Origin of the sequence: Mesorhizobium sp. B2-5-7 (assembly GCF_006440875.1) — a bacterium.
GTDB lineage: Bacteria > Pseudomonadota > Alphaproteobacteria > Rhizobiales > Rhizobiaceae > Mesorhizobium > Mesorhizobium australicum.
Genome location: NZ_VFUO01000001.1, coordinates 1,057,860 through 1,073,636 on the forward strand (window position 1 = coordinate 1,057,860; position 15,777 = coordinate 1,073,636).

At 62.3% G+C, this 15,777-nt stretch carries 20 protein-coding genes; 12 read left to right on the forward strand and 8 right to left on the reverse strand.

What is annotated here, in order from left to right; genetic code table 11:
• Positions 1-35: 35 nt before the first annotated feature.
• The 5 genes from FJ543_RS05210 (at position 36) to aat (ending at position 3,911) form a co-directional block, all read left to right on the forward strand.
• Positions 36-854, forward strand: a complete 819-nt coding sequence (locus FJ543_RS05210) for a DsbA family protein (RefSeq protein WP_140792535.1) — start codon at positions 36-38, stop codon at positions 852-854.
• A gap of 145 nt (positions 855-999) precedes the next feature.
• Positions 1,000-1,434, forward strand: coding sequence for a type II 3-dehydroquinate dehydratase (aroQ, locus tag FJ543_RS05215; protein ID WP_015318037.1), 435 nt, complete (start codon positions 1,000-1,002; stop codon positions 1,432-1,434).
• A 26-nt stretch (positions 1,435-1,460) separates the two neighbouring features.
• Positions 1,461-1,913 (forward strand): acetyl-CoA carboxylase biotin carboxyl carrier protein, encoded by a 453-nt coding sequence (gene accB, locus FJ543_RS05220; protein WP_015318038.1) that lies wholly within the window; start codon positions 1,461-1,463, stop codon positions 1,911-1,913.
• 10 nt (positions 1,914-1,923) lie between these two features.
• Positions 1,924-3,267: an acetyl-CoA carboxylase biotin carboxylase subunit gene (accC, locus tag FJ543_RS05225; RefSeq protein ID WP_140874041.1), complete on the forward strand. Its 1,344-nt coding sequence runs from the start codon at positions 1,924-1,926 to the stop codon at positions 3,265-3,267.
• A gap of 26 nt (positions 3,268-3,293) precedes the next feature.
• The gene (gene aat, locus FJ543_RS05230; RefSeq protein ID WP_140874042.1) at positions 3,294-3,911 is read left to right on the forward strand and encodes a leucyl/phenylalanyl-tRNA--protein transferase; all 618 of its coding nucleotides are present in this window, start codon (positions 3,294-3,296) and stop codon (positions 3,909-3,911) included.
• Between the two features lie 9 nt (positions 3,912-3,920).
• Here aat and FJ543_RS05235 read toward each other — a convergent pair whose 3' ends face one another.
• From FJ543_RS05235 to FJ543_RS05245, 3 genes are all read right to left on the reverse strand, one after another.
• A complete protein-coding gene (locus tag FJ543_RS05235) occupies positions 3,921-4,304 on the reverse strand; it encodes a hypothetical protein (RefSeq protein ID WP_015318041.1) in 384 nt (127 codons plus the stop codon).
• A 61-nt stretch (positions 4,305-4,365) separates the two neighbouring features.
• The gene (locus tag FJ543_RS05240; protein WP_140874044.1) at positions 4,366-4,968 is read right to left on the reverse strand and encodes a DUF2155 domain-containing protein; all 603 of its coding nucleotides are present in this window, start codon (positions 4,966-4,968) and stop codon (positions 4,366-4,368) included.
• A gap of 138 nt (positions 4,969-5,106) precedes the next feature.
• The gene (locus FJ543_RS05245) at positions 5,107-5,505 is read right to left on the reverse strand and encodes an NADH:ubiquinone oxidoreductase subunit NDUFA12 (protein WP_015318043.1); all 399 of its coding nucleotides are present in this window, start codon (positions 5,503-5,505) and stop codon (positions 5,107-5,109) included.
• Positions 5,506-5,733: 228 nt separating this feature from the next.
• Here FJ543_RS05245 and panB point away from each other — a divergent pair, with 228 nt between their 5' ends.
• Both panB and panC read left to right on the forward strand, forming a co-directional pair.
• Positions 5,734-6,576 (forward strand): 3-methyl-2-oxobutanoate hydroxymethyltransferase, encoded by an 843-nt coding sequence (gene panB / locus FJ543_RS05250; RefSeq protein ID WP_140874046.1) that lies wholly within the window; start codon positions 5,734-5,736, stop codon positions 6,574-6,576.
• Positions 6,573-7,424, forward strand: coding sequence for a pantoate--beta-alanine ligase (panC, locus tag FJ543_RS05255; RefSeq protein WP_140792531.1), 852 nt, complete (start codon positions 6,573-6,575; stop codon positions 7,422-7,424). Before panB ends, panC begins: the two co-directional genes overlap by 4 nt.
• Positions 7,425-7,558: 134 nt before the next feature.
• Here the strand turns inward: panC and FJ543_RS05260 are convergent, their stop codons facing one another.
• The 3 genes from FJ543_RS05260 to gatB form a co-directional block, all read right to left on the reverse strand.
• Entirely contained in the window at positions 7,559-8,257 is a 699-nt protein-coding gene (locus FJ543_RS05260; RefSeq protein WP_015318046.1) for an AIM24 family protein, read from the reverse strand.
• A 148-nt stretch (positions 8,258-8,405) separates the two neighbouring features.
• Positions 8,406-8,900, reverse strand: a complete 495-nt coding sequence (locus tag FJ543_RS05265; protein ID WP_140792530.1) for a GNAT family N-acetyltransferase — start codon at positions 8,898-8,900, stop codon at positions 8,406-8,408.
• A gap of 4 nt (positions 8,901-8,904) precedes the next feature.
• Positions 8,905-10,404, reverse strand: a complete 1,500-nt coding sequence (gatB, locus tag FJ543_RS05270; RefSeq protein WP_140792528.1) for an Asp-tRNA(Asn)/Glu-tRNA(Gln) amidotransferase subunit GatB — start codon at positions 10,402-10,404, stop codon at positions 8,905-8,907.
• Between the two features lie 288 nt (positions 10,405-10,692).
• Here gatB and FJ543_RS05275 point away from each other — a divergent pair, with 288 nt between their 5' ends.
• The gene (locus FJ543_RS05275) at positions 10,693-10,950 is read left to right on the forward strand and encodes a YjhX family toxin (RefSeq protein WP_015318049.1); all 258 of its coding nucleotides are present in this window, start codon (positions 10,693-10,695) and stop codon (positions 10,948-10,950) included.
• Between the two features lie 44 nt (positions 10,951-10,994).
• Here the strand turns inward: FJ543_RS05275 and FJ543_RS05280 are convergent, their stop codons facing one another.
• Positions 10,995-11,426: a CBS domain-containing protein gene (locus FJ543_RS05280; protein ID WP_015318050.1), complete on the reverse strand. Its 432-nt coding sequence runs from the start codon at positions 11,424-11,426 to the stop codon at positions 10,995-10,997.
• An 86-nt stretch (positions 11,427-11,512) separates the two neighbouring features.
• A complete protein-coding gene (locus tag FJ543_RS05285) occupies positions 11,513-12,268 on the reverse strand; it encodes a rhomboid family intramembrane serine protease (RefSeq protein WP_140665519.1) in 756 nt (251 codons plus the stop codon).
• A gap of 430 nt (positions 12,269-12,698) precedes the next feature.
• On the opposite strand from FJ543_RS05285, the gene FJ543_RS05290 reads away from it, so the two are divergent.
• The 4 genes from FJ543_RS05290 (at position 12,699) to FJ543_RS05305 (ending at position 15,743) form a co-directional block, all read left to right on the forward strand.
• Positions 12,699-13,331: a PAS domain-containing protein gene (locus tag FJ543_RS05290; RefSeq protein ID WP_015318052.1), complete on the forward strand. Its 633-nt coding sequence runs from the start codon at positions 12,699-12,701 to the stop codon at positions 13,329-13,331.
• 119 nt (positions 13,332-13,450) lie between these two features.
• Positions 13,451-14,068: a PilZ domain-containing protein gene (locus tag FJ543_RS05295; RefSeq protein WP_015318053.1), complete on the forward strand. Its 618-nt coding sequence runs from the start codon at positions 13,451-13,453 to the stop codon at positions 14,066-14,068.
• Positions 14,069-14,350: 282 nt separating this feature from the next.
• Entirely contained in the window at positions 14,351-14,959 is a 609-nt protein-coding gene (locus tag FJ543_RS05300) for a transglutaminase-like cysteine peptidase (protein WP_140720580.1), read from the forward strand.
• A gap of 220 nt (positions 14,960-15,179) precedes the next feature.
• Positions 15,180-15,743, forward strand: coding sequence for an ankyrin repeat domain-containing protein (locus tag FJ543_RS05305; RefSeq protein ID WP_140874048.1), 564 nt, complete (start codon positions 15,180-15,182; stop codon positions 15,741-15,743).
• Positions 15,744-15,777: the final 34 nt, after the last annotated feature.

Consider the following 15,777-nt stretch of genomic DNA (forward strand, 5'->3'; position numbering starts at 1 on the left):
GCTAGACCGGAAAACAGGCAGAAGGAACGACAACGATGAAAAAGGCACTGCTGCTGGGCACCACGGGGGTTGCGGTCGCCCTTGCCATGCTGGCTTTCGGTTTTGTGGCCGGCAGTCCGCAGGTTGCGAAGGCCGGAACGGCACAGGCTGTCCAGACGGCTCAGCCTGTCCAGACGGCGGCCGATACCAAAATCGACCGCACCGAGGTCGAGGGAATCATCCGCGACTATCTCCTGAAGAATCCGGAAGTGCTGCTGGAAGTGCAGGACGCGCTCGAGGCCAAGCAGAAGGAGGAACAGCGGCTCGCGGCACTGGGCGTCATCAAGAACGCCAAGGACCAGATCTTCAATTCCACCTTCGACGGCGTCGTCGGCAACCCGAACGGCAAGGTCACGATCGTCGAGTTCTACGACTACAATTGCGGCTTCTGCAAACGCGCCATCGAGGACATGCGGGCGCTTACCAAGTCCGATCCGGACCTGCGTTTCGTGCTCAAGGAATTCCCGATCCTCGGCCCGGATTCGCAGAAGGCGAGCGTCGTCTCGATGGCGTTTCACCTGATGATGCCGGAGAAATACGGCGAGTTCCACAATGCGCTGCTCGGCGGCCAGGGGCGCGCCACCGAGGCAACCGCGATCAAGATCGCGCTTTCGCTCGGCGCCGACGAGGCGACATTGCACGAGAAGATGAAGGACCCATCGATCACCGAGGCCTTCACCAAAACTTACGATCTTGCCAACAAACTGCAGATCACCGGAACCCCGTCCTACGTCGTCGGCAACGAGGTCGTGTTCGGGGCGCTCGGGCAGGAAGTGCTTGCCGAAAAGATCGAGGCGGCGAAAGCCGCGCTTTGAGCGGCAAGCGGTTTTCTTCACGGGCGCATTTCGGCCTGTTGTGGACAGTGAAAGAACGCACTTGCGCTCTTTCCGCGGGCGACTATGCCCGGTATAGAGGCCCAGCGCGCCGGCTTGATGCCGGCGCCGGAAAAGGTCGGTTTTTTTGAAAACGGTTTTTGTCCTGAACGGTCCCAATCTCAACGCACTCGGCAAGCGCGAGCCGGGCATCTATGGCGGCAAGACGCTTGCCGCCATCGCTGACGACTGCAAGCAGGCAGGTGCGTCGCTTGGGATCGAGATCGATTTCCGTCAGTCGAACCATGAGGGCGATCTCGTCGACTGGATCCAGGAGGCCGGCGACAAAGCCGCCGGCATCGTCATCAACCCAGGCGCCTATAGCCATACCTCGATCGCAATCCACGACGCCATCCGTTCGATCGCGCCATTGCCGGTTGCCGAAGTTCACCTTTCCAACATTCACGCGCGGGAACCGTTCCGCCACGTCTCCATGGTCGCGCCGGTCGCTGTCGGCATGATCTGTGGCTTTGGGCCGCTCGGCTACACGCTGGCGCTGCAAGCGCTCGCCGCACGCCTATGACCGGCCAACAAACAGAAGGCTCGAAAATGTCGATAAAGAAGACCGGTGTTGACCAGCAACTGATCCGCGATCTGGCGGGCATACTGAACGACACCAACCTGACAGAGATCGAGGTGGAACTCGGCGACCTGAAGGTACGGGTGTCGCGGCAGGCGCCCGCCGTTCACGCGATTGCGGCCCCGCAGCCCACCTATGCACCAACGGCAACCCAGCCCGCGGCCGCCCCGGCGGCGGTCGACGTGTCGAAAAACGCGGTGACCTCGCCCATGGTCGGCACCGCCTATCTGGCGCCGTCGCCGGACGCAAAGCCGTTCATCGAGGTCGGCCAGAAGATCAAGGAAGGCCAGACGCTGCTGATCATCGAGGCGATGAAGACGATGAACCAGATCCCCTCGCCGCGCGCGGGCACGGTGACGGCGATCCTGTTCGAGGACGCGACGCCGGTGGAATACGGCATGCCGCTCGTCGTGATCGAGTAGAGCGGACCTGATGTTCCAGAAGATCCTCATCGCCAATCGCGGCGAAATCGCGCTCCGGGTGCTGCGCGCCTGCAAGGAACTTGGCATCCAGACGGTGGTGGTGCATTCGACCGCCGACGCTGACGCCATGCATGTCAGGCTCGCCGACGAAAGCGTGTGCATCGGTCCGCCGCCGTCGCGCGACAGCTATCTCAACATCCACCAGATCGTCGCGGCCTGTGAGATCACCGGCGCCGACGCCGTGCATCCGGGCTATGGCTTCCTGTCGGAGAACGCCAAGTTCGCCGACATTTTGGCGGCGCACAACATCACCTTCATCGGCCCGTCCGGCGACCACATCCGCATCATGGGCGACAAGATCGAGGCCAAGCGCACGGCAAAACGCCTCGGCATTCCGGTTGTGCCCGGTTCCGACGGTGCGGTGACCGAGGAGAAGGAAGCCAGGCGCATCGCCGCCGAGATCGGCTATCCCGTCATCATCAAGGCGTCAGCCGGCGGCGGCGGACGCGGCATGAAAGTAGCGCATACCGAGGCAGACCTCGAAATCGCACTGCAGACGGCACGCTCGGAAGCGGGCGCGGCCTTCGGCGACGACGCGGTCTACATCGAGAAATACCTGGAGAAACCGCGCCACATCGAGGTGCAGGTGTTTGGCGACGGCTTCGGCGGCGGCGTGCATTTCGGCGAGCGCGACTGCTCGCTGCAGCGGCGCCACCAGAAAGTCTGGGAAGAGGCCAATTCGCCGGCGCTCAACGCCGAGGAGCGGTCCCGCATCGGCGATATCTGCGCCAAGGCGATCGCCGATCTCGGCTATTCGGGCGCCGGCACCATCGAGTTCCTGTACGAGAACGGCGAGTTCTATTTCATCGAGATGAATACGCGCCTGCAGGTCGAGCATCCGGTGACGGAGGCGATCACCGGCATCGATCTGGTCCACGAGCAGATCCGCGTCGCATCCGGCGGCGGCCTTTCGGTCAAGCAGGAAGACATCAAGTTCAACGGCCACGCCATCGAATGCCGTATCAACGCCGAGGATCCCCGCACTTTCACCCCCTCGCCCGGCACGATCACGCATTTTCACACGCCAGGCGGCCTCGGCATCCGCGTCGATTCCGGCGTCTATTCGGGCTACAAGATCCCACCCTACTATGACAGCCTGATCGGCAAGCTGATCGTGCATGGCCGCAACCGCGTCGAATGCATGATGCGGCTGCGGCGGGCACTCGACGAATTCGTCGTCGACGGGATCAAGACGACGTTGCCGCTGTTTCGCGATCTCGTCGGCAATGCCGACATCGCCAATGGCGACTACGACATCCACTGGCTGGAAAAATATCTGGCCAAGGGCGAATAGCCTCAACTTGCCGCTATAATGACGCGATGACCCGTCCCTACGCGCCAGGCTATCGCATCCCAACCGACCTTCTGCTCAAGGCATACGCCTCGGGCGTCTTCCCCATGGCCGAAAGTGCTGGTGACCCAGAAGTCTTCTGGGTGCGGCCGGAGACGCGCGGCATCATCCCGCTCGATGATTTTCACACACCCAAAAGCCTGAAGAAGACGATCCGCAGGCACCTGTTCGAAATCCGTTTCGATTTCGATTTCGAGGCGACGATCGATGGCTGCGCCGAAAAGCGCGAGGAGCGCCGCTCTACCTGGATCAATGCGCCGATCCGCGAAGCCTATGTGCAACTGCACCGCATGGGTCATTGCCACTCGGTCGAGGCCTGGCGCGAGGGGCGTATGGTCGGCGGCCTCTATGGCGTCTCGCTCGGGCGGGTGTTCTTCGGCGAAAGCATGTTTTCCAAAGAGACGGACGCGTCGAAGACCTGCCTGGTGCATCTCGTCGAGCGCCTGAAGGCACGCGGCTTCGCGCTGCTCGATACGCAGTTCACGACAGAGCACCTCAAGCGTTTCGGCGCGGTCGACGTGCCGCGCGGCAAATATGAAAAGATGCTGGCAGACGCGCTGAAAGGCGAAGCGATCTTTTTTCCGTAGGATCAGGCCCTACTTGGGCGGCGCCTCGATCGGCGTCTGTGCATGGAACATCATCTTCCAGCCGTTGACGCGATGGACGTAGCCGGTGCTGACCAGCGCCGCATAGGGCTCGCCATTTTCGCGCGTCGCACGCGCTTCATAGGTCAGCATGACGATATCGCTGCCGGGTTCGATTATTCCCTTGAGTTCGATGTCGAGGTCGCGCCAGCGGTTGGGTTTGGCTGCGGTCTTGGCCAGATCGGCATTGTCCATGGCCTGTGCCATCTGCGGAAATGCCACAAGGCATTCGGTGTCGACATTGGCAGCGTAGTAGGCAGTGTCGCCCGTCCAGAATCCCTTTTCCAGCTCCAGCAACTCGGCCTTGTTGGCCATGATCCGCTTGCTGTCCGACATTGGCATATCCTCAACGCGTGGTGATGGTCCAACGCGCGCCAGCCATGGCGGTTCCAAGAGATCAGTTGGTGTCCGTCGTAGCCGGTTCCACGGCGTCGTCGGGCTGTGCCGCGTCCGGAGCGACCGAGGGCGTTGGCTTGGTCGCGGCTGGCTTCGACGCAGCGGCTTTCGCCCCATCGGCCTTGGTCGCGCCACTCTTGCCAGCATCGGGCGCCGGCACATCCGACTTCTGCTTGCATTCCTTCAGCCAGACGTCATAGACGGCATGTTCGACGGCGTTGAGCCCCGGACTTTCCGCAAACATCCAACCGGTGAAGATACGGCGGATCTTACGGTCGAGCGTGATCTCGTCGACCTCGACGAAAGAATCGGTTTTCGGCTGTTCGTTCTGCGGCCGGGAATAGCAGACGCGCGGCGTGACCTGCAGGGCGCCGAACTGCACCGTCTCGTCGATATAAACATCGAAGGTGATGATGCGGCCGGTGATCTTGTCGATGCCGGCGAACTCGGCGACCGGGTTGGTGATGCGATCCGATCCCGCGGGCGCCGCCGGCGCCGGGGCGGCGGGAGCGGGTGCGGGTGAAGCCGCAAAGGCGATGGTGCTGACGGCGAGGCTGGCTGCTAACGTCAGGCCGCCCGTCAATATCGGGTTGAAAAAGCTCATGCAGGGGTACCGGTGGTTCGCGCCCAGGTGATTCCGTCGATCGCCAAGGCTAGTCGCCGTTTTCTGATCAGCAAGCAGCTAAACACCAATTGTGGCGATAAAGGACCGGCCTGCACCTTACCTTTGCAACTCGCGCCGTTACGAGCCCGGCGTCCAGGCGTCGTAGTCGCCGGTGACCTGCGGGCGGTGTTGATTGGTCAGCACCGAGCCCTTCGGACGATAGGCCGATGGCGTGCCGGTCAGATTGGGTAAATGCGGCTTTTGCCAGTCGCGCGGCCGGTAGTCATCGCTGGGGGGAGCGATATCGACACGATGGTGAATCCAGCCGTGCCAGCCCGGCGGAATGGCCGAAGCTTCCGAATAGTTGCGGTAGATGACCCAGCGACGCGTGCGGCCTTCCGAATCGATACCGCCTTCGTAATAGACATTGCCGGCCTCGTCCTGGCCGACCCTCTTGCCGTAGCGCCATGTGTGCAGGCGCGTTCCCAGCGTCTGGCTGTTCCACCAGGTGAAAAACTGCGTCAGGAAAGTCTTCATCTCAGAACCCTCGCGCTGGCGGCGCCCGTTTCCTGCTTATGGCGTCAGGCCTTCGGGAAGGCAAGGGTTTTGCCACGGGGAGCGCGCAAATGGCGCGCCAGGGACCGACACCAGCCTGTGATCCCCCCGGGGTGACCGGATGCGCGCTTGCCAAGCCTTGCCGCTCTTTCTAAAGCTCTGCGCGCCGATGCTAAAATCCTGTCCCGCTGGGGCCGAAGGAGGCGACGATTGGCCACGCAATTGCCGACCACCGACATTCGCATCGGCGCCGACCTGATTCGCCGCCGCAAGGGCGGCACGCCGATCGTCTGCCTCACCGCCTACACCTACCCGATCGCTCGCCTGCTCGATCCCCATGTCGACCTGCTCCTGGTCGGCGACAGCGTCGCCATGGTTCTGCATGGCCACGAGACGACGCTGGGCGCCTCTCTGGAGATGATGATCGCGCACGGCCAAGCCGTGATGAGGGGCGCGGCCAGGGCCTGCGTGGTCGTCGACATGCCGGCCGGCAGCTATGAGGGGTCTGCCGTGCAAGCCCTGGCCTCGGCACGGCGCATCGTCGGCGAGACCGGCTGCCAGGCGGTGAAGCTCGAAGGCGGCGTCGACATGGCTCGTCAGATTGCCGCGATCGTGGCCGCCGATATCCCGGTCATGGGCCATATCGGCCTGCAGCCGCAATCGGTGGAAAAGGATGGCGGCTACAAGATCAAGGGCCGCACGGACGAGACTGTAGCCGCCCTGATCGCCGACGCGCTGGCGGTCGAGAAGGCCGGCGCGTTCTCGGTGGTCATCGAAGGCACGATCGAGACGGTCGCCGCCGACATTACCCGCCGCATAGCCATTCCAACCATCGGCATCGGCGCCAGCGGCGATTGCGACGGCCAGATCCTGGTCGTCGACGACATGGTCGGGCTGACGGTCGACCGCGTGCCGAAATTCGTCAAGCAATACGCCGACCTGCGCAGCGTGATCACGCATGCCGCGGAGCGCTACGCATCGGAGGTGCGGGATCGCGTTTTCCCCGGGCCCGCCCACGTCTTTTCAAAAACCAACGGCGGGGATGACGCGTGAGCCGGCCCCACGTCGTCGATAGCGTTGCCGCGCTTCGCGCGCGAATCCGCGACTGGCGACGCGACGGACAACGCATCGCCATGGTGCCGACCATGGGCGCCTTGCATGACGGGCATCTTTCGCTGGTCAAGATCGCCCTCGAAAGGGCTGATCGTTGCGTGGTGTCGATCTTCGTCAACCCGACGCAGTTCGCACCGACCGAGGATCTCGACAAGTACCCGCGCCAGTTGGCCCGCGACCTCGACATGCTGGCCGCGGCCAAAGCCGACCTTGCCTTCACGCCCGGTGTCAGCGAGATGTATCGCGCAGGCTTTGCCACGAAGATCTCGGTAGGCGGCCCGTCAGCCGGGCTCGAAACGGACTTTCGCCCCACCTTTTTCGACGGCGTCGCCACAGTGGTGGCCAAGCTTCTCCTGCAGGCCGCACCCGACTTCGCCATCTTTGGCGAAAAGGATTACCAGCAGCTTTGCGTCGTCAGGCAGCTTTGCCGCGACCTCGACCTGCCCGTCGAGATCATCGGCGCGCCGACCATACGCGACGCGCATGGCCTCGCCATGTCGTCACGCAACGCCTATCTCGATGAAGCCGACCTCCAGATCGCTCGCCAATTCAACGTCATTCTGCGCAAGGCAGCTGCCGCGCTGGCGGCGGGCGCAGGACAGGAGGAAACGATCGCCGAAGCAAGCCGCGTCTTGGTCGCGACCGGCTTCCAGAAGGTGGATTATGTCGAGGCCCGCGAAAGCCTGACACTCACGCCATGGCGGCGCGACCGCGCGGGCCGCGTTCTCGCCGCCGCCTGGCTGGGAAAAACCAGGCTGATCGACAATGTGGAAGTTCCCGCCGCCTGATCGGCGTTGGCATTCTCAATCAAGGTCGAAGGCTCGCCCTGCCGATGCCATGGCACGGGGAGCCTATCCGCTGATAAGTCACCGCCGCGTTCGCGCTGGCCAGGCTTTCATCCGTCTGGCTTCTGGCTCCCAGCCTATTCCTCGGTCGGCATATGCAGGTACATCGACTGGATGCCGACCCTGCCCGGCCCGGTGAAGCGGTTGACGATGAAATTCAAGTTGGCACCGAAGAAGCCGCTCGACAGCCGGTCGATCTTGGTCTCCATCCTGACCGAGGCATCCTTGAACAGCCAGCCGCCGGGCTCGATGTCTATGATCTCGCCCGGAGCGAGCGTCTTTTCAAAAACGTTGCCATAGCCGTGCAGCCAGACGATGCCGTCACCGGTATCGCCGCGAAACCGGTCGATGAAGAAGCCGCTCTGGCCGAACAGCATCGTCGCCAGGCCGCGTACACGCTCGAACGTGTAGTCGACATTGCTGGTGGCGGCTAGAAACTGGTGCTCGCGGACCTGGATCTCCTCGCCTCGCCGCAGGTGAATCGGCACGATGTGACCCGGCCCATCACGGCTGAAGGCGATGATGCCCGCCCCCGACGCCTCGGTGACGAAGATCTGCATGCCGGCCATCATGCGCTTCAGCGCGCCCTTCAGCGATTTCAGGCCGATGGTGATTGTGGAATTCTTCCACAGCAGGATGTGGTGCTCGAAATAGACAGGCATCCGCGTCACATCGACGGAAAGCACGGGCACCAGTTCGCCCGCTATGTGATAGGTGACGCCACCAAAGGTTTCATCCGACACCTCGGTCGGCATCAGTTCCGGCAGACTTGGCATGGTTCCCCCCAAAGCCATCCTTGTGTCGGTTTATTCCGGCTTCACACGGGTCGGCCTAGGCAGCTTTGGTGCCGGACACCAGGGCCGTCAAACGAAAACAGATCCCGCGACGCGCGCTCGCGCGAAGGTGATCACGCCGCCACGGTGCTCAGGCGGCAAGTACCCGTTCATAGATCAGCGCCGGGATGGCAGAGCTGGCGGAGCCGCAATTCTCGGTGCGGCCGATCTGGACGAAGCCGTTGGCCTGATAAAAGGCAACGGCGCGGGTGTTCTTCTCTTCCACTTCGAGCCGAATGCGGTGAGCTTCCGGAAAACTCTCGATGATCTCGTCGAGGAGCATGCCGCCGATACCGCGGCCCTGCAGCGAGGGAAGCACGTAGATCTGCCTGAGCATGACCACGCCGCCGCCATCGACGGCTTCGGCAAACGCCATGCCGCCAATGCGCTTGCCGTCATCGGCAACGAGGAACTCGCTGTTCGGCTTTGCCAGCCTGGCCTTCAACGAGGCGATGGAGTGCCATTCATTGGTGATTTCGGTGACCCGCTCAGCGCCATAGATGGCGTCATACGTCGCATGCCAGGTCTCGACGAGCAACGCCCGGACGGCTGCGAGGTCGCGATCCCCGGCGGTGCGAACGAACATGCTTTTACTCGATACCGAGCTTGCCCTTGACGAGGTCGTTGACGGCCTGCGGATTGGCCTTGCCGCCAGTCGCCTTCATCACCTGGCCGACGAACCAGCCGGCCATGGTGGGCTTGGCGCGAGCCTGCTCGACCTTGTCGGGATTGGCCGCGATCACCTCGTCGACCGCCTTCTCGATGGCCCCGGTATCGGTGACCTGCTTCATGCCACGGCTTTCGACCAGCTGGCGCGGATCCCCACCCTCGTTCCAGACGATCTCGAACAGGTCCTTGGCGATCTTGCCGGAGATGGTGCCTTCCTTGATCAGATCGATGACAGCGCCAAGCTGGTCTGGCGAAACCGGAGCGGATTCAATGTCCTTGCCGGCCTTGTTGAGAGCACCCAGCAGATCGTTGATGACCCAGTTGGCGGCGAGCTTGCCGTCGCGACCGGCCGCCACCTTCTCGAAATAATCGGCGATCGGCTTTTCCGACACCAGGATCGCGGCGTCGTAGGTCGAGAGGCCGAGCGAGGAGATCAGCCGCAGCTTCTTGTCATCGGGCAGTTCCGGCAATTCCTTGGCCAGCCTATCGACATAGGCCTGGTCGAATTCCAGCGGCAGAAGGTCGGGATCGGGGAAGTAGCGATAGTCGTGCGCCTCTTCCTTGGAGCGCATCGAGCGCGTCTCGCCCTTGACGGCGTCGAACAGCCGCGTTTCCTGGTCGATCCTGCCGCCGTCCTCGATGATGGCGATCTGCCGGCGCGCCTCGTAGTCGATGGCCTGGCCGATGAAGCGGATCGAGTTCATGTTCTTGATTTCGCAGCGCGTGCCGAATTCGCCACCTGGCCGGCGTACCGAGACATTGACGTCGGCGCGCAACGAGCCTTCGTCCATGTTGCCGTCGCAGGTGCCGAGATAGCGCATGATGGTCCGCAGCTTGGTCACATAGGCCTTGGCCTCATCGCCGGAGCGCATGTCGGGTTTCGACACGATCTCCATCAGCGCCACGCCGGAGCGGTTGAGGTCGACATAAGACATGGTCGGGTGCTGGTCGTGGATCGACTTGCCGGCATCCTGCTCCAGGTGCAGGCGCTCGATGCCAACCTCGATGTCCTCGAACTCGCCCTGGCGGTCGGGGCCGACCGAGACGATGACCGTGCCCTCGCCGACGATCGGCTGCTTGAACTGCGAGATCTGGTAGCCCTGCGGCAGGTCCGGATAGAAATAATTCTTCCGGTCGAAGACCGACTTGTGGTTGATCTGCGCCTTCAACCCCAGGCCGGTGCGGATCGCCTGCTTGACGCATTCCTCGTTGATGACGGGCAGCATGCCTGGCATTGCCGCATCGACAAGGCTGACATTGGCATTGGGCGCGGCACCGAAAGCGGTCGAAGCGCCGGAGAACAGCTTTGCTTCCGAGATGACCTGTGCGTGCACCTCGAGACCGATGATGATCTCCCAGTCGCCGGTGGCGCCGGATATCAGGCGTTTTGCGTCAGGGGTGCGAGTGTCGATGATGCTCATTGTGGCCTACGGACTGAAGTGCATTAATGCAACTTCGCTAGTGCAAACCGCCAAAAGAGACAAGCGCAAAGCCGTGGGCGCAAAGCCGTGGGCTGGCCTCTTCGACCGCTTTCGCCTGTATCCGTTCGTCTCAATGGAGAGTGGATGTCCACTTAGGAGAGTGGATGTCCACTTACGCTCAGTCCCGGTGAGGCCCTGACCTCGTAGCGAGGCAGGGCAGAAAACCTGAAACCCCGTGCCGCGAAGCTTCGCGGCGGCGGTATTTCTCGTTTTCCGGGAACTCTTCACATGGATATTTCGCGCATTGAACAGCGCATCCTGCACCTGCTCGCGCAGGGTGGACGCATTGAAATCGAAAAGAACGACAAGAAACGGATCGCCTCGGTCAAATGCCTGACCCGCGACGGCTGGCATTACCCCGGCGTCGATCCCGACCTGTTTCGAAAATTGAAACGCAAGAAGGCGGTTTCGTCGTCCGGCGGCGGGCCCTACCGCATCACGAAGCGCGGGCTCGAACTCGTTCGCTCCGAACTCGACAACAGGTAGCCTTGGTGCCGCCGGCCGGCACCCGGCCGGTAGTTGCCGGCCGCTCAGGCGGTAGCGATGTAGGCCCGGATTTCCTCGGCCTCGCGCTCGACGTCCTCGATGCGGCGCTTGACCACGTCGCCGATGGATACGATGCCATCGAGCAGGCCGTCCTTTTCCACCGGGAGATGGCGGAAGCGGCCCCTGGTCATGATCTCCATCACCTCGTTGACGGTGTGGTTTTCGTTGCAGATCTTCACCTTCGGCGTCATCGCCGAGCGCACTGCTATATCGAGGGCGGCACCGCCTTCCCTGGCTACCACGCGCACGATGTCGCGCTCCGAAAGGATGCCGACGATCTTGCGATCGCCATTGGTGATGACCAGCGCGCCGATCCTGTGCTCGGCAAGGATGCGGATGGCTTCGCTCAGTTTTTCGTTCGGCCCGAGCGTCAACACGTCATGGCCTTTTTGCTCGAGAATGGCCTTAACCGTCATGGCGTCCTCCTCTACTTTGCCAACCGGTTCCTGCCTGACCGGCTTTCACATAAGAGTGAACATCGTGCGCCGTGATCGGTTGCATTTCAAGCCCGGTCGGAGGTCTCCCATTCGGGCGCTTGCCATATCCCGTCGAACCAGCGCAGGCCGAAGAAGCCCGCGACAAAGCCGCCGATATGGGCCTCCCAGGCGACCTGGCCATCCACGCCGGGCGCGAAGCCGAGAAGGCCGGTGGCCAGATTGATGATCATCCACATGGCCAGGAAGATGACGACGCCGCGCGAGCGCAGCACGACCCCGACCGGCAGCACCGGGCCGGCGAAAGCAGCCTTGCCGGCCGAGCGGTCGGTGCGGAAGCCAAAGCGCGCCGCAGCCCCCATCATGCCCGATATGGCGCCCGATGCGCCGACCAGCGGCGCTTCTCCATACGGATGCATCGCCCAGAAGAGCGCCACCGAAGCCAACCCGGTGGCGGCAAAGAACAACGCGAACCGAAGCGCGCCGAGCCGATTGGCCAGCGGCGAACCGAAGGCGGCAAGCCAGACCATGTTGATGGCGATATGGGCAAAGCCGCCATGCATGAAGGCATAGGTGAAAGGCCGCGTGAAGAGAAACCAGTCGAACCCGTACCGGCCGGTATAGAGGACCGGAATGAAAGCTCCGTCATAGAGCAGCGTCATCTGCTGGGCGTCGTTCAGCGCATATTGCTGCAGCAGGTAGACGACCGCGCAGATGCCGATCACCGCCAGCACGATCGGCGGCAGATTGAACACCGGCTCACGCACCGGTGGCGGCATGGTCTCGGCCGGTTCGGGCTCGGACGGATTTTGCTGTTCGCTCATCTGCAATCGCACTCGATGCTGGTTCGACGGGGCTGGTTCGACTGGGCTGGTTCGGTCTGGCGAGCATCTAGATCACCGCCGATGGAACCGCAAACGGCGAATCGTCCCGCTCCGAATCAAAGGGGCGAATCAAAAAAGAAGCCGTCCAAGGTTTCCCCTGAACGGCCGGTCGAGCCCCTGCTCCCCTAAAACTCTTGACTGAAGTGCTGCCGATCGTCGCGAAACGACCGCTTCTGGAGTGGTTTTGGTGTGCCACGCGGCGGCCCCGGGCGCAACGTAAACCAGTTGTTAACCTTAACGGCCCCGACCCGTGAACAAGTGTTAACGACGCTGGCACGCTTCCTGCTCCCCAACGCATGTAGGTCATCGGAGGGCGCCCTTCTGTTCACCGATGGGACATCAGACGACAGAATGCGCGGAGCTTTGTAGTATGAACCAAAACGGATCGATCACGCTGTTCCACTATTGGAACCGCCTGCGTGACGGACGCCCCGCTCCGAAGCGATCGGAAGTCGAGCCGGCCGATATCAAGTCGCTGTTGGCCGATACGTTCATCCTCGAAAAGGACACGCGTGGGCAGCCTGTATTTCGCCTGGCCGGCACCAGGCTCTGCGCCTCCTACGGCCGCGAACTCAAGGGATTCTCCTTCCCGTCGCTGTGGCGGGAGAAGGACCAGAGGCTGGTTTCGCGGCTCATTCACGGGGTTTTCGAGCAGAAATCGGTCGTGCTGATCATTTTCGAGGGCTTCAGCCGCAACGGCCGCTCCAACAAGTTCGAATTGCTCGCCTTGCCGCTCGACGGCGGCATCGAAAATCCACGCTGCCTCGGCGTGATCAGCGCCGTGGAGAAGCCGTTCTGGCTGGGCGCGGATCCGATCACCGACGCCTTGATCGATTCCATCCGCGTCATCGACCCGGAGAAGGAACTGCTGAACAGCCGTCCGGCGATCAACGTTCCCTCGCTCGTTCCCGACGAGATCGAGGCGCCCGAAACGATCTCCGCGCTCGGCCGTGCCCGCCGCATCCGCCATCTCGTCGTTTTCGATGGCGGGAGGGACGAATAGTTGACGATCGCATGGTCTTGCAGGCTCGTTTTTCCCCTTTGTTAACCCGATTTGTTGTAGTTCTCTGCTGAAGTTCCTCGCATCCACGCGCGGGAATGCCAAACGGGGTGTAGGCAGTCATGAGGTCAGCGGCGGTCGACTACGCGCCGTCCCAAGCTGAAAGGCGTAACTTTCAGCGCGTCCGGGTCAAAATCTACGGACGTTTCATGCTGGAGGACCGCACCGAGCACCCATGCCAGGTGGTGGACATGTCGCCCGGCAACGTGGCGCTTCGCACCGACCGCATCGGCATGCCCGGCGAGAAAGTCATCGCCTATATCGACCATATCGGCCGCATCGAGGGTGTGCTGACACGCACGCTGCCGGATGGCTTCGCAATGACGGTGATCGCGTCCGACCGCAAGAAGGACAAACTCGCCGCGCAGTTGACATGGCTTGCCAACAAGCACGAACTCGACCTGCCGGAAGACCGCCGCCACGAGCGCGTCTCGCCCCGCAACCCGACGAGCGTGCTGCAGCTCACCGACGGCCGTCAGTATCAATGCCGGATCATCGATCTGTCGCTGTCGGGCGCCGCGATCGAGATCGACGTGAAACCGGCGATCGGCGTCCAGGTCATGCTCGGCACGATGCGGGGTCAGATCGTCCGGCATTTCGAAGATGGCGTCGCCATCGAATTCGCCGTCATCCAGCGCCCCGAAACGCTCGATTCCGAATTCAACACGCCGCGCGCCTAATCGGGTCGCAAAGCATGCCCGTCAAGCCGGCCTCGGGGCCGGCTTTTTCGATTTCGGGTGCGGCGATCGATAGGTCCTGGATGGCAGGTCGCCATAGTCGGAAATGGTCCGCGCGAGGCCGAATTTGCCGAAAAACCAGCGCAGCAATCCGACCAATTCAATACTAAAATGATTCAAATTTTATGTTTATTCTATAGGCGTTTTACTTAAAATCTACTCCGAGCCTTTGCGTCGAATAAATCCAGATGTGGCACTGTCTCCTTCGAACGGGGAGACTGAACAATGAAAAAAACGAGGGGCAAGCTGTTGCTGATGGCAATGGCGATGCAGCTTTCCGCCTGGGGATCAGCATATGCCGCGGGACCGGCCTATATGCATACCGGCGGACGCACGACGCAGCCTGTTGGCCACTATGAATTCTGCCAACGCATCCCCGGCGAATGCAACGAGAAGACCGCCAAGGGGGCGCCGGTCGACCTGAGCCGCAAGCTCTGGGCGACGATCGTCAGCATCAACAATTCGGTCAACACCCGCATCAAGCCGCGCACCGACATGGAAAACTACGGTGCCGAGGAATACTGGGCCTACCCGGACAATGGCTATGGCGATTGCGAGGACTACGCGCTGGAAAAGCGCCGCGAGTTGATGGATGCGGGCGTGCCGGCCGGCGACCTCTTGATGACGGTTGCGCGCCAGCCGAATGGCGACGGCCACGCGGTGCTGACCGTGCGCACCAGCCTCGGCGAGTTCATCCTCGACAATCTTGAAACCAAGGTGCTGTCCTGGACGGATACCGACTACACCTATCTCAAGCGTCAATCGACGGAGAATTCCGGCGTTTGGGTGACGATCAACGACGGCCGTTCAGATGCGGTCGCCAGCGTCCGCTGAGGACGCCAATGAGATCAGGCGCGTTGCATGACGCGCTTAACGGGAAACCCGGTCGAGTCCCCACCCTCCCCGTCCCCAACGACCGGGTCAAAGGAGCCGGCCCCGTCCCCGGGCCGGCTCCGCCATTTCTGGGAAGACATCAGTACATTGTGATATAAATTTCCACAGGCGGAAGATCGAGATATTATCAGTCGGCAACTCCGCCTTCTGGACCGCAGCCATGCAGGAAATTCCGGAAGATCGATGCGAACGCCATCGTCTGTTCAAGGCGATAGACGATGCCTTCAAGGCTGGCGACTTCGAGGCCCTCGGCACCGCCCTGGGCCGTTCGCCCCGCTGGTTTGACGAGCGCATGCCGTTTGAGCTCGGCCTTGGCCATCCGCTCGAATACGCGATCTACTGGAGCCCGCTTGCCTTCGTCGCGGCGCTGCTAGACGCCGGATCGAGCCCGAACTACGACGATCATGCCGGATTTCCATCGATCATCGCGGCGCTGTCCACCGAACGCGCGGACAAGCTCGACATCATCCGCATCCTCATCGATCACGGCGCCAGTGCAGACATGCGAGGTGTCAACGACTGGACGCCGCTCCATTACGCCGTGGCCATGCGAGACGCCGAGGCGATCCGCCTGCTTCTTGCCGCCGGCGCGGATCCCTCTTTGAGGACTCGCATCGACGACCACACGACAGCGCTGGAAGAAGCAGACATCGCAGGGTTCGAGGTGGGCGCGTCGCTGCTGCGGACAGCCCTTGCGGAGCGCGCAACCGGCAACCGGGATTGATAGGCGCCGATGGCCGACGGCATGCCCTGCCGAG

Excerpts from the sequence above, each read along its gene's own strand:
- FJ543_RS05295 (WP_015318053.1), top strand. The coding sequence starts at position 13,451 with ATGAGGTCAGCGGCGGTCGACTACGCGCCGTCCCAAGCTGAAAGGCGT.
- FJ543_RS05305 (WP_140874048.1), top strand. The coding sequence starts at position 15,180 with ATGCAGGAAATTCCGGAAGATCGATGCGAACGCCATCGTCTGTTCAAG.
- aat (WP_140874042.1), top strand. The coding sequence starts at position 3,294 with ATGACCCGTCCCTACGCGCCAGGCTATCGCATCCCAACCGACCTTCTG.
- gatB (WP_140792528.1), bottom strand. The coding sequence starts at position 10,404 with ATGAGCATCATCGACACTCGCACCCCTGACGCAAAACGCCTGATATCC.
- FJ543_RS05245 (WP_015318043.1), bottom strand. The coding sequence starts at position 5,505 with ATGAAGACTTTCCTGACGCAGTTTTTCACCTGGTGGAACAGCCAGACG.
- FJ543_RS05265 (WP_140792530.1), bottom strand. The coding sequence starts at position 8,900 with ATGTTCGTTCGCACCGCCGGGGATCGCGACCTCGCAGCCGTCCGGGCG.
- FJ543_RS05280 (WP_015318050.1), bottom strand. The coding sequence starts at position 11,426 with ATGACGGTTAAGGCCATTCTCGAGCAAAAAGGCCATGACGTGTTGACG.
- FJ543_RS05260 (WP_015318046.1), bottom strand. The coding sequence starts at position 8,257 with ATGCCAAGTCTGCCGGAACTGATGCCGACCGAGGTGTCGGATGAAACC.
- accC (WP_140874041.1), top strand. The coding sequence starts at position 1,924 with ATGTTCCAGAAGATCCTCATCGCCAATCGCGGCGAAATCGCGCTCCGG.
- FJ543_RS05300 (WP_140720580.1), top strand. The coding sequence starts at position 14,351 with ATGAAAAAAACGAGGGGCAAGCTGTTGCTGATGGCAATGGCGATGCAG.
- FJ543_RS05285 (WP_140665519.1), bottom strand. The coding sequence starts at position 12,268 with ATGAGCGAACAGCAAAATCCGTCCGAGCCCGAACCGGCCGAGACCATG.
- FJ543_RS05210 (WP_140792535.1), top strand. The coding sequence starts at position 36 with ATGAAAAAGGCACTGCTGCTGGGCACCACGGGGGTTGCGGTCGCCCTT.
- FJ543_RS05275 (WP_015318049.1), top strand. The coding sequence starts at position 10,693 with ATGGATATTTCGCGCATTGAACAGCGCATCCTGCACCTGCTCGCGCAG.
- accB (WP_015318038.1), top strand. The coding sequence starts at position 1,461 with ATGTCGATAAAGAAGACCGGTGTTGACCAGCAACTGATCCGCGATCTG.
- FJ543_RS05240 (WP_140874044.1), bottom strand. The coding sequence starts at position 4,968 with ATGAGCTTTTTCAACCCGATATTGACGGGCGGCCTGACGTTAGCAGCC.
- FJ543_RS05290 (WP_015318052.1), top strand. The coding sequence starts at position 12,699 with ATGAACCAAAACGGATCGATCACGCTGTTCCACTATTGGAACCGCCTG.
- FJ543_RS05235 (WP_015318041.1), bottom strand. The coding sequence starts at position 4,304 with ATGTCGGACAGCAAGCGGATCATGGCCAACAAGGCCGAGTTGCTGGAG.